The sequence below is a fragment of the Streptomyces sp. NPDC004732 genome (assembly GCF_040609235.1).
Classification (GTDB): Bacteria; Actinomycetota; Actinomycetes; order Streptomycetales; family Streptomycetaceae; genus Streptomyces.
This window is the reverse complement of the sequence record NZ_JBEXJR010000004.1, coordinates 409,682-422,054: the sequence shown is the minus strand read 5'-3', so window position 1 is coordinate 422,054 and position 12,373 is coordinate 409,682. Positions and strand designations below refer to the sequence as shown.

The window sequence follows — 12,373 nt, the reverse complement described above, 5'->3', positions numbered from 1 at the left end:
CAGGGGGAATCATGACCGATTCCGTACGCCGTCAGCAGCCACGGGTGCCCGAGGCCGACCCCACGGTCGGGGTCGGGGTGAACGCCGACTGGCAGGGAGAGCCGAGGCACCGGCTGGTCGCGATCGGGGATTCGCTGACGCAGGGGTTCCAGAGCCTGGCGATCTTCAACACCGGGCTTTCGTATCCGGCGATCGTGGCCTACGAGTTGGGGTGCGTCGAACGGTTCCGGTACCCCCTCTACGAGGGTCTGGGCGGGCTGCCCTTCAACATCGAGTTCCTCCTGCGTGACCTGGAAGCCCGTTACGGGCGGACCGTGGAGCTGAGGGAGACGCCGGTCGCGCTGTTCCGGGCCCGGAGTCTCATGGACCGGGTGGAGGACTACTGGGAGCGGGGGCCGGGACATGCGGTGCCCTCGACGACGGCCATCATGCACAACCTCGCGGTCTTCGGGTGGGACCTGCGGGACGCGCTCTCGAAGTCGGCGGACGAGTGCCGTGAACGGATCGAGGCCCCGGAGGACAACCTGATCAAGCAGGTCGTCCAGAACGCGTGCGAGCGCGCCGCCCTCCGGGTCCTGCCCACGCGGCCCTCGGCGGCGGGGGCCCTGACCCAACTGGGCGCTGCCGCCCGGCTCGGGGAGGAGACCGACGGCACCGGCTCTGAGCACGGGATCGAGACCCTCGTCGTCTTCCTGGGCGCAAACAATGCGCTGCAGGCGGTGACCGAGCTCAACGTGGCCTGGAGCGAGGACGGTTACGACGACCTGTCCCGCAAAGGGCGCTTCACCGTCTGGCAGCCACAGCACTTCGCGGCCGAACTGCGCAAGGTGGCCGCCGAGGTCCACGGGATCAAGGCGCGGCACGTCATATGGTGCACGGTCCCGCACGTCACCATCGCGCCGATCGCGCGCGGCGTCAAAGGCAAGATCGCGAAGGGCTCCCGGTACTTCCCGTACTACACCCGCCCATGGATCGACGACGACGACTTCGACCCCCGCCAGGACCCGCACATCACAGGTGACGAGGCGCGGCAGGTCGACGACGCCATCGACGACTACAACGACGCGATCACGGCGGAGGTCCGCCATGCCCGGCGGACGGGCAAGGACTGGTACCTGCTGGAGACCTGCGGACTGCTGGACCGGCTCGCGGCCCGCCGGTACGCCGAGGATCCGTCGGCCCGCCCGGACTGGTGGCGGCCCTACGAGTTGCCGCCGGCACTGCAGGCGCTCACGCCGCGGCCGAACTCCCGTTTCCTCGCCGGTGAGGCGGAACGGCGCACCGATGGCGGCCTGTTCTCGCTCGACGGGGTCCACCCGACGACAGTCGGATACGGCATCCTCGCCCAGGAACTCATCCAGGTGATGCGGCTGGCAGGCGTCCAGTTCTTCCGACCCGACGGACAGACCCGCCGCGAGGGCCCGGTGCACGTCGACTTCGACCGACTCATCCGCCACGACACCCTCATCAACCGGCCACCGGGCAACCTGGACTCGGCCCTGCGCGTCATCGGCTGGGCCGACGAGGCCTTGGACCTGTTCCAGCGCGTGTTCTCCGGCTTCTGAACAGACCTGAGGTCACCCGCCGCTCGTCGGCGCTGAGGCCGCGGAGGGTCCAGAGTCCGTACAGAGCCAGCAGCGGTTTGAAGACCGTCCACTCGCCAGGGCGGTAGTCATCCGCGCGCACCAGCCTCTCCGCGAGGTCGGGGCGCTGCCGCCGCAAGTATGCGCGGGCCTTGAGCGCATGGGCGGGCTGGGAGACGATCTTGATGCGGTCCGCGTCTTCGAGCAGTGGGATGACGTTCGTGATGTTCTCCCACGTCGTCGTGCTCTGGTCCTCAAGGAGTACCGTGCCGTCGAACTCGAGCACCGACTGCGCGTGGTCGGCCATCAACTCAGCCTCCGTGGCGCTGGTCCCGGTCGCGCCACCGCTGAAGATCACGCAGGTTCGCAGCGCACCGTCAGCGGCGGTGGAGCGGACTCCGGCACGGACCCGCCAGCGGTTGATCAGGTTCGCCGTCGCCCCGGGGTTCCGGTACCCCAACACCACCACGGCCACCGAAGCGCCACCGCTCTCCCCCACGAGCGCCCGAGACCATCGCCAGTTCAGCCACTCACCCCAGGCCAGGGCCACAACCCCGGCCACCGCCAGTCCAGTCCCTCGCCGCATGCGGCGACTCTAGAGCCCGTCGTCCCGACCCGTTCCGCCCTGGGGGCTATCCCCCACCCCAGACGGAGGTAAGCCCCGTTCCGGGGCGGTGTGGCCGCGGCCTAGCGTGGTTTTCAGTAGCGCGCCCGAGCGAGGTCCCGTGGGCACGCTGCTGCTGGACCACAGGGACGCCTGACAGGAAACTGATCATCATGCACGTGCAGGACTCCCTCCGCTCCGTCCTCCGCGCCCCCTTCACCCGGCGGGCCTGGGCCGAGGCTGTGTACTGCCTGATCGGGTTCCCGTTGGGGGTGGTGGGCGGGGCGTTGCTGGCGGTGGTGTTGGCGCTCGGTGCGGGGTTCGGCGTTTCGCTGGTCCTGGCGGTCGTGGGCGCGCTGCTGCTCATCGGCGGGCTGCGGCTCGCCCGCGGGCTGGGCGGCGTCCACCGCGCGCTCGCCGGGGCGCTGCTCGGCGTACGGACGCCCACGCCGCCCGCGTTCCGGCCCAGCGGCGGTGTCGTGGGGCGCGTCGACGCGCGGCTGCGGGACAGCGTCGGCTGGCGGGCGGCGGGTTACGTCCTCGCGAAGCTGCCCGTCGGGGCGCTCGGCGCGTACGCCGTGCTGTGGTGGGTCACGGGCCTGGTGAACCTCACCGCCCCGCTGCGGTGGGCGGTGTTCGGGCAGCAGCCCGGGCCCGGTGACCCCGACGGCATGCCGCTGCTCACGCCGATCCCCTTCGGGAGCCCGGACGTGGACACGTTCGCAGGGACCTGGTTCGCGGTGCTGGTCGGCGGGGTCACGCTGCTGTGCGCGCCGTGGGTGACCCGGCTCGTGGTCGCGGGCGACCGGTGGCTGATCGGGGCGCTCCTCGGGCCGGGGCGGCTCGCCGACCGCGTGCGTGACCTGGAGGAGACCCGTGCGCTCGCCGTCGACGACTCGGTGGCGCTGCTGCGCCGGGTCGAGCGCGACCTGCACGACGGGGCGCAGGTACGTCTCGTCGCGGTGGCGATGGGGCTCGACATGATCAAGGAGGGGCTCGTCGACGGGCAGCCGCTGGACGTGGGCCGCATCCGGCAGCTCGTCGACGGCGCGCACCGGAACGCCACCGAGGCGCTCACCGAACTCCGCGATCTGGCCCGCGGCATCCATCCGCCCGCTCTCGACGACGGCCTCCCGAACGCCCTCACCACGCTCACCGCCCGCAGCACGGTGCCGGTCAGGCTCTCGGCGGACGTTCCGGTACGCCCCACTCCGGCGATCGAGACCATCGCGTACTTCTGCGCCGCCGAGCTCCTCACGAACGTCATCAAGCACAGCGGGGCGCGACAGGCCGCGATCGGCGTGACGCAGCGGGACGGGCTGCTGCGGCTGCAGGTGACCGACGACGGCCGGGGCGGTGCCGAGATGGGGGCGGGCAGCGGCCTGACCGGGCTCGCCCAGCGCGTCCGCACCGTCGACGGACGCATCGGCATCCACAGCCCCGAGGGCGGGCCGACGACCGTCACCGTCCAGCTCCCCCTGCGTGCGTGACAGCGTGCGTGAAAGCATGTGGGCCATGCGTGTCGTGATCGCCGAGGATGCCGCCGTACTGCGGGAATTGCTGGCCCAGATGCTCACCGAGCGCGGCCACGAGATCTGTGCCGCCGTGGGCGACGCGGACTCCCTGCGCGAGGCCGTCGCCGCGCACCGGCCCGACGTCACCGTGGTCGACATCCGGATGCCGCCGACCCACACCGACGAGGGGCTCCGCGCCGCCATCGACATCCGCGCCGAACACCCCGGCACCGGCGTGCTGCTCTTCTCCCAGTACGTCGAGACGAAGTACGCCACCCGGCTGCTGGCGGCCGGTTCCGCAGGCGTCGGCTATCTGCTCAAGGACCGGGTAGCGAACGTCGCGGAGTTCACGGACGCGCTGGCGCGGGTGGCGGCGGGCGGCACCGCGCTCGACCCCGAGGTCGTCACGCAGCTCGCGGGCGCGGGCAGCCGCAGGGCCGAACTGGCGCCGCTCACCGCACGGGAGCGCGAGGTGCTCTCCCTGATGGCGGAAGGCCGCTCCAACGCAGCCATCGCCCAGGCGCTCTTCGTCTCGTCCGGCACGGTGGAGAAGCACGTGGCGGCCGTCTTCGACAAGCTCGGATTGCCGGCGTCGCACGACCACAATCGCCGGGTGCTCGCGGTCATCCGTCATCTGCGCTCGTGAGTCGCCGCCCCCTGCACCGCCCCCTCGCCCAGGGGTCAAATCGCGCCGTTCTGATGAGGCCAACACGGCCTCAGTGAGCGGTAGTTCATGTCGCGCACATGCCCCTGACGTGTCGCCCAGCCCAAGCCGTGGAGCCGCCCCCACCCGCCGTGACCGACGCGTGCACCACTCGGCCCCGCCGCCCCCACCGGATCCCCATATTCCACGTCAAGCCCCTACGCTTTCTTCACCCTTTGCCTCTAGACTTCCGCCCCCGGCCCACGTATCCGCAGGACAAGGGCATATGCCAGAAGCACCACCGCATCGTGTGTTGCCAAATCCCTTACGGCCCCTCTCCTGCTGTGCGAAAGTCATTAGCGGTCCACCACCCGTCAAGCTGGTCGCACCGCACCTTCAACGGAGCACCTCATGCCGTCCCATGTCTTTGCGGACCACGCAGCCGCCCAGCCGCCCGAGCGTGGCACGGTCGACGCGCTGATCTCGCAGACGCGTCGGCTCCGCGGCGAGGTCGACGCCGTGCGGCGCGACGCCGTGGACGACCACGGGGACCCCACGGGCCGCTGGCAGCGGGCCCTGTGCGACCTGGCGGTCCACCAGCTGAACGACCTGGACGACCACTTGGCCCAGCTGCGGGACGGTCCGCCGCGGACGGACGGGGAGCCCGCGGCGCCGACCGTACCGGAGCCCACGGAACCGGGCCGCGGATCCCTGCTGAGCCGGGTGGGCAGCGCCGAGTGGAACCTCCTGACCGACGAGGCCAGCTGGTCCGGCGAACTCTACGGAATCCTCGGCCGAGACCCCGCCGCTCCCCCGCTCTCCCTCGACGAGCTCCCCTCCCTGGTGCACGCCGACGACCAGCCCCTGCTGACCTCGATGGTCACGGACTGCCTCGTCGACGGAAAGCCCATCGACGGCGAGTTCCGCATCCTGCGCTCCGACGGGCGCGTACGCCAGGTGCACATGATGGGCGAGCCCGTGCTCGCCGCCGACGGCTCCACCGCCTCCATGTGGGCGGTCCTGCGGGACATCAGCGAGCTGCGCCGCAGCCAGCGCGTCGTGCGCGAGAGCCAGGACTCGCTGCAGCGCCACCACGACATCGCACAGACCGAGCACCGCCTCGCCGTCGCACTGCAGGAGGCGGTCCTCCCGCCGTGGCGCGGCTCCCTGCGGTTTCCGCACGGCGGGCCGGGCAAGCTCGACCTCGCCGCCCGCTACCTCCCCTCCTCGACCAGCACGCTCATCGGCGGCGACTGGTACGACGCGATGGAACTGCCCGGAGGCGACGCCCTGCTGAGCGTCGGCGACCTCACCGGGCACGGCGTCGGCGTCACCTCCGGCATGGCGATGCTGCTCGGCGCGCTGCGCGGCATGGCGGTCGCCGGAGCGCAGCCGGGCGGCCATTTCGGGCAGCCCGGCCAGCTCATGGGCTGGCTCAACCAGTTGCTGGATGCCACGGTCCAGCCCGCCCTCGGCAGCGCGGTCTGCTGTCGCTTCGACCCCACCACGCACTTACTCACGTGGGCGCAGGCCGGGCACCCCGCCCCGCTGCTCTTCCGCGACGGGACGGGGCGCGCGCTGACGCCACCGCACGGCGTGCTCCTGGGCGCCACCTCCGGGGCGACGTACGAGCAGGCCGATGAGCAACTGCGGCCCGGAGACCTGTTGCTGCTGCACACCGATGGCCTGGTGCCGCGGCGCGACAGGGACACGGCGACGGGCCTGCTGCTCTCCCTGTCGTCCCGTTTCGCCGAGGCGCGAACAGCACAGGACTGCGTGCGGACCGTCGTCGAGGAATGCGGCGAGGCAGCCCGTGAGGACGACGCCTGCCTGTTGGTCGCGCGAGTCTGAACCGTCTCTGAATCGTCCGATCGCGCGATGTCTCATGTGCTCCGGTGCGCTACGCCCTTGCGGTCCTCCCCCTGCTGCCCTTCGGCAGCGCGAACTTGATCTCCTCGCGCAGGTCCTGGATCTTCGGATAGCCCGCGTACTGCGCGGTCAGCCGGTACATCTCGCGCAGCCGGTCCCAGGTGCGGTGCGAGGAGTTGGCCCGCATCGAAACCAGCGCCAACCGCGCGTACCTGTCGGCCTGTTCGGGGTCGTCGGCGATGAAGCACGCCGACGCCAGTGAGATGTAGTCGAAGATCTGCGACCGGTCGCGGTTCTTGGCCCGCAGCTCGATCGCCTCCTTCGCGTGGCGCTGCGCGGCGTTCGCCGCGGACGCCTCGTGGTCGGCGAGGGTGCGGTAGGCCAGCGCCTGCATGCCGTGCAGATCCGCCTCGTCGAACATCTGCATCCAGCTCGGCGGCGGCACGTCCCCCTTGTCCGACACGAAGAGGTCCTCGGCGAGGCCGAGCGTGCGCCGCATCGCCTGGCCGCGCCCCATCGACGCGTGCGCCCAGGCCTCGATGGTGTACAGCATCGCCTGGGTGCGGGGCAGGGCCTCCTCGCCCGCGCCAGACTTGGCGAGCTTCATCAGGTCCAGGGCGTCGTCCGGTTTGCCGAGGTGCACCATCTGGCGCGCGGCCCGGGACAGTGCCTCCCCCGCGCGCGGACGGTCGCCCCCCTCGCGGGCGGCGTGGGCCGCGATGACGAAGTACTTCTGCGCCGTGGGCTCCAGGCCGATGTCGTGCGACATCCATCCCGCGAGCACGGCGAGGTTGGCGGCGACGCCCCAGAGGCGTCGCTGAAGGTGTTCGGGGTGTCGGTAGGCGAGCATGCCGCCCACTTCGTTCAGCTGGCCCACCACGGCCTTGCGCTGCAGCCCGCCTCCGCGGGCCGCGTCCCACGCGCGGAACACTTCGACCGAGCGCTCCAGTTCCTCGATCTCCTGCGACCCGATGGGGGCGGCCTCATAGCGGTCGAGCCCAGCGGGATCGGCGTGCAGGGGATCTTCGATACGGGGGGCGTCGGCCTTCAAGGCCGGATCGGCGTGCAGCCAGTCGTGCATGGCGCTGCTGAGTGCGGAGCCTGCGGCAAGCGCAGCGCCCGCGCCCACCAAGCCGCGTCGGTTGAGCATGAGGTCCATTCCCGTGAATTCGGTGAGGACCGCGGCCGTCCGCTCGGGCGCCCACGGCACGCCGTCGGGGTGCTCCACACTCCCGTCGCCACGCCGCTTCCCTGTGCGCCCGTGCCGGACCAGACCCAGATCCTCAGTGGTCACGACACGGCCGAGACGCTCGGTGAACAGGACGGCCAAAACCCGTGGCACCGGATCGCGCGGGATCTCTCCCATGTCGATCCACCGCCGCACCCGCGAGGTGTCGGTGGCCAGTTGGGGGTGGCCCATGGCCGCCGCCTGCCGGTTCACCAGTCTCGCGAGCTCCCCCTTGGACCAGCCGGCGAGGCCGAACAGGTCGGAGAGGCGGGTATTGGGTTGTCCGTTCACGTCAAGCCCCCAGGTTCTCGGCTGAGTTGACAGTAGCCCTCTGTCAGTTGCAGAGCGACTATTCGCCACGGTTCGCCAGGGTGCGCCACATGGTGTGCCAGGGGACGGCGGGTGTCAGGTAGGAGTGCGCCACCCCGACCCGGTCGCCGCAAGGCACTCCCCAGGGTGCACCCGAAGCGACCGGGCCGGGCGGCGCACGCAACTCGCAGGCACACGAAGGGATCTGTATCGCCCATGTACGCAGCATCGTCCTCCGTGTCCGCCCCGCCCCGGCCACTGCACCCGCGCCCCCCGGTCCACCGGAGCCGTGAGGTGACCCCGTCGTCGGGGAACGGCCCCTATCTGGAGCCGGTGCGCCCCGCGGGCGCACCGCTAGGCGTCGGCCGCACGCCCCGTATGCCGGGGGCCGGCACGCAAACGCTCAGCGGGAGACTCGACTTGTCCGGCCCCCAGGGGGCGCAACTGCGCACCGCGATCGCTTCGGTGCACCGCATCTGCCCCGAGTTCAATCCGGTGCAGGTGCTCCGCAGAAGCGGCCGCACCGTGCTGCTCGTCGGCACAGCGGGCCGCAGCACCGCCGTCGCCAAGTGTCTGCTCGACCACTCGCCCGGGTGGGCGGAGCGGATCAGGCACGAAATAGCGGTATACCGCTCGTTCGTCCGGCACCGCCCGCCGGTCCGGGCGCCCCGGCTCATCGCCGCCGATCCCGACGACTGCACGCTGGTGATCGAGCGGATGCCCGGAAGGGTGGCGGCGCTGCACCGGCACCCCATCGAGTCCCCGCCGCGTGCGGACATCCGGGCGGCGCTGGGCTCCATCTGCCGCCTCAACCAGTGGCGGCCGCCGGCGGAGATGTTCGGCAAGCCGATGGACTACGGCAAGCGCATCACCCGCTTCCACGAGCTGGGCCTGCTGACGGACCGCGACATGGGCGACCTGCAGAAGCTGCTGCACGGCATCGCGCACTCCGTCGGACACCAGGGCAACGGCCACCACTCGATGTGGCAGTTCTGCCACGGCGACGCCCTGCTGTCGAACATTCTGCTCTCTCCCCCCGGTCCCGTCCTCGTCGACTGGGAGCACGCGGGCTGGTATCTGCCGGGGTATGACCTGGCGACACTGTGGGCGGTCCTGGGTGACGCCCCGGTGGCCCGGCGCGAGATCAGCCAGCTGGCGCAGTCCGCGGGTCCGGCGGCGCGCGACGCGTTCCTGGTCAACCTGATGCTGGTCCTGACCCGCGAGATCCGTACGTACGAATCGGCCGTGCAGCGTTCGATACACGACTCGGCCCCGGCGGCACCGGGCTCGGCCCACCCCGGTGCTGCGCCGTCCGGCGAGGAACAGCGGCTGCTGCTGAGGCGGCTGCACGACGACTGCCAGCTGGCCCGCAGGGCCGTGCGTGCGGCGGTCGGCACTCGCTGACGGGGAGACAGGTCCGCGGTGCGCTTTGGACAGGGGCGCACCGCGGACCTTCGCTGTGGCTAGGACGCGGAGAACTGCACCGCGTCCACATCGAAGGAATTGTCCTGGCCCGACGTGAAGACCAGATACAGCTTGTGTGTTCCGGTGAGGGCCTCGACCGGAACGTCGGGCGTCGACTGGTAGGTGTCCCAGCCCCCGGTGTTGGGGACGGGAGTGGTGGCGAGCAGTTTGCCGTCGGGTGCGTCGGCGCGCAGTTCGACGGAGCCGACGCCGTACGGCGAGGACAGCTTGTACGCGACCTTGCCGATGCCCTCCACGCTCATCGGGTTGAAGGCGATCCAGTCGCCGTTGCTGATGTCGCCGATGCGTTTGCCGTTCTCGGCGCCCTCCTGCGACACGATGCGCGTCCCCGACTGGTCGTCGCGGTACTCGGCCTGCTTGTGCTTGGGCTGCAGCACCGAGCGGCCGTACCCGGTCAGGGCGCTGACGCCGTCGCCGCCCTTGTCCGTGTACTTCGCGTTGAGGACGTACGTGAGGTCGGCGCCCTCGGGGTGGCCGCCCAGGTCACCGGTGTCGACCGTGCCCTCGCAGCCGGGGATGTCGGTGGTGGGATGCTCGTGGTCGTCGTGGCCGAGTGCCGGGTTCACCGTGACCTTCGAGCAGTCGACGGTGCCGTCCTCCGGGTCGGTCACGGTGACCTTGTACGGGATCTTGTCGCCGAAGTCGATGAGCTTGCCGTCGACCGGCGTCTCGATCGTCACCTTGGGTGCGGTGTTGCCCGCGGTGACGGGGACGTTGGCGTAGCCGGACTTGCCCGAGGAGTCGGTGACCTTCAGCTGGGCGTTGAAGTCCCCCTTGGCGGTGTAGGTGTGGGAGGGGTTCGGTTCCGTCGAGTCGTAGGTGCCGTTGCCGTCGAAGTCCCAGGCGTAGCTGAGGGAGTCCCCGTCGGGGTCGGAGCTGCCGGTGCTTGAGAAGTCGACCGTGAGTGGGACGGGGCCGTTGGTGGCGGACGCCTTGGCCTTGGCGAGCGGGATGCGCTGTCCCTGGGCGTAGTCGATGCGGTAGAGGCCGGAGTCGTTGTTGCCGCCGCCGAACTCGCTGCCCCATTCCAGGACGTAGAGCGATCCGTCGGGGCCGAACGTCATGTCCATGGGCTTGGCGAACTTCGCCGACTTGAGGAAGTCATTGATCTTCAGGAGCTTGCCGTCCTTGTCGAAACGGATCTCCTTCACCGAGTCGCGCGCCCACTCGTAGAAGAAGTTCGCGCCCTCGAAGTAGGCGGGGAACTTCGTCTTGGAGGGGTTCTTCGCGTCGTAGTGGTAGACCGGTCCGCTCATGGGCGCCGAGCCGCCGGAGCCCATTTCGGGGAACTCCTTCGAGGCGCCGTACCCGTACCAGACCTCGGGCTGCTGGAGGGCGGGCAGGTCTGTGAGGCCGGTGTTGTTCGGCGACGGATTGACGGGCTTGGTGCAGTCGAACTTGGTACCCGCCTTCTGGGTGTCCGGGTCGTAGGGCGCGTAGGCCTGGTTGTTGCCGTGGCAGAAGGGCCAGCCGAAGTTGCCCGCCTTCTTGATGACGTTGTACTCGACCAGGCCCTCGGGGCCGCGGTCCGTGGTGGGGCCGCCCCGGTCGGGGCCGTAGTCGGAGGCGTGCACGTACCCCGTCTTGGGGTCGACGGTGAAGCGGAACGGGTTGCGGAAGCCCATGGCGTAGATCTCGGGGCGGGTCTTGGCCGTGCCCTGCTTGAAGAGGTTGCCCTTGGGGATGGTGTAGCCGCCGCTGTCCTTGGGTTTGATGCGCAGGATCTTGCCGCGCAGGTCGTTGGTGCTGCCCGCGGTGCGCGCGGCGTCCAGCATCTGCTTGCCGGGGCGCCAGTCGAGCGGGGCGTACCCCTGCCAGGCGGGGTCGAGGTTGGGCGGGGTGTCGTCGCCGACGCCCAGGTACAGCGTGCGGTCGGGGCCGAACTCGACGGCGCCACCGGTGTGGCCGGGCTCGGGGAAGGTGCGGTCGCGGTAGGCGGGGACGTCGAGGAGCTTCTTCTCGCTGGCGAGGTCGAGGGTGTTGTCCTTCTTGACCGTGAAGCGGGAGAGGCGGTTGACGTCGTCCGTCGCCTTGCCGGGCGCGTAGTAGAGGTAGATCCAGCGGTTGTCGGCGAACTTCGGGTCGAGTTCCATGCCGACCAGGCCGTCCTCGCCGCCCGTGTACACGTCGAGCTTGCCCGCGGTGGTGGTGGCGTGGGTCTTCGGGTCGAAGATCTTCACCTCGCCGCTGCGCTGGACGTAGAAGACCTTGCCGTCCTTGGCGACGTCGAGCTCCATGGGGTCGGCGGTGTTGTCGTCCAGGGCGGTCTTCTCGTATCCGGACCAGACGGTGCCGCCGCAGTCGCCGGGGGCGTTGCCCGCCGCCCACTTGATGCCGCCGAGTACGTGCTCGCGGAATGCTGGCTCGCTGTAGGAGGCCTTGTCGTGGCCCATCGCGGTGGCCCACACCTTGCCGCCTTCGGCGTTGCGGCACCAGGAGATGGGATGGTCGGCGCCCATCGCGGAGCCGCCCGGGTTGTACGTGGTCTCGTCAGCGGTGACGAGGACGTGGACGTCGCCCCGGGGATTCTTGTCGAAGTTGTACCACTCCTCGGGGCGCTCCCAGCGCTCCGGGAGACCCTTGGTGGAGGGGTGGGCGCGGTCGGCGACCTTGGCGGTGCCCTTGAGGACGCCCGGGGAGTGGGCGGGCATGTGGGCACCGGCGTTGATGAGGTCGTCCCACCAGGGGAAGGAGTCCTCGACGCCCATGTCGAGGGTGTTGTGCAGGGCGACGACGCCCTTGCCGCTCTTCACGTACTTCTTCATGGCGTCGCGCTGCGCCTCGGTGTCCCAGACCATGCCGGAGTTCTGCAGCATGATGATGACGTCGAAGTCCTTGAGCTTCGCGTCGTCGAAGACGGTGGCGTCGTCGGTCTGGACGACCTCGAAGTTCTCCGCCGCGGCCTGCTCCTTGACCATCTGGACGCCGGCCGGGATGGAGTCGTGGACGTATCCGACGGCCTTGGTGAAGAGCAGGGCGCGGAAGGCCGGGGCCCGGTCGGCCGCCGTGGCTCCGGTGCCTGGCAGGAAGGCCACGGTGAGGAGCAGTGCCGCGATCAGGGCGACGATCCCTCTGCGCAGGCCTCTGGGACCTCCGAGACCTCTTATGTCACGAGCATGACAGCCCATGAGGTGGTCC

The 12,373-nt window shown here is 70.4% G+C and carries 8 protein-coding genes; 5 read left to right on the top strand and 3 right to left on the bottom strand.

Going from position 1 to position 12,373, the window contains the following annotated elements:
* The first annotated feature begins 11 nt into the window (after positions 1-11).
* Complete coding sequence (locus ABZV77_RS14160) at positions 12-1,565, top strand: hypothetical protein (RefSeq protein WP_356255223.1); 1,554 nt, start codon at positions 12-14, stop codon at positions 1,563-1,565.
* Here ABZV77_RS14160 and ABZV77_RS14155 read toward each other — a convergent pair.
* The gene (locus ABZV77_RS14155) at positions 1,507-2,169 is read right to left on the bottom strand and encodes a YdcF family protein (RefSeq protein WP_356255220.1); all 663 of its coding nucleotides are present in this window, start codon (positions 2,167-2,169) and stop codon (positions 1,507-1,509) included. The genes ABZV77_RS14160 and ABZV77_RS14155 overlap by 59 nt on opposite strands.
* A 191-nt stretch (positions 2,170-2,360) precedes the next feature.
* On the opposite strand from ABZV77_RS14155, the gene ABZV77_RS14150 reads away from it, so the two are divergent.
* From ABZV77_RS14150 to ABZV77_RS14140, 3 genes are all read left to right on the top strand, one after another.
* Entirely contained in the window at positions 2,361-3,677 is a 1,317-nt protein-coding gene (locus ABZV77_RS14150; protein ID WP_356255217.1) for a sensor domain-containing protein, read from the top strand.
* Between the two features lie 25 nt (positions 3,678-3,702).
* Positions 3,703-4,347: a response regulator transcription factor gene (locus tag ABZV77_RS14145; RefSeq protein WP_356255214.1), complete on the top strand. Its 645-nt coding sequence runs from the start codon at positions 3,703-3,705 to the stop codon at positions 4,345-4,347.
* A 408-nt stretch (positions 4,348-4,755) separates the two neighbouring features.
* On the top strand, positions 4,756-6,195 hold the full coding sequence (locus tag ABZV77_RS14140; protein WP_356255211.1) for a SpoIIE family protein phosphatase: 1,440 nt from the start codon (positions 4,756-4,758) through the stop codon (positions 6,193-6,195).
* A 49-nt stretch (positions 6,196-6,244) separates the two neighbouring features.
* Here ABZV77_RS14140 and ABZV77_RS14135 read toward each other — a convergent pair whose 3' ends face one another.
* Entirely contained in the window at positions 6,245-7,732 is a 1,488-nt protein-coding gene (locus tag ABZV77_RS14135) for a hypothetical protein (protein ID WP_356255209.1), read from the bottom strand.
* Positions 7,733-7,966: 234 nt separating this feature from the next.
* Here ABZV77_RS14135 and ABZV77_RS14130 point away from each other — a divergent pair, with 234 nt between their 5' ends.
* Positions 7,967-9,154 carry an aminoglycoside phosphotransferase family protein gene (locus tag ABZV77_RS14130; protein WP_356255206.1) on the top strand — a complete coding sequence of 396 codons (1,188 nt, stop codon included), beginning with the start codon at positions 7,967-7,969 and terminating at the stop codon, positions 9,152-9,154.
* Between the two features lie 59 nt (positions 9,155-9,213).
* Here ABZV77_RS14130 and ABZV77_RS14125 read toward each other — a convergent pair whose 3' ends face one another.
* Positions 9,214-12,363, bottom strand: a complete 3,150-nt coding sequence (locus tag ABZV77_RS14125; RefSeq protein WP_356255203.1) for a ThuA domain-containing protein — start codon at positions 12,361-12,363, stop codon at positions 9,214-9,216.
* Between the last annotated feature and the right edge of the window lie 10 nt (positions 12,364-12,373).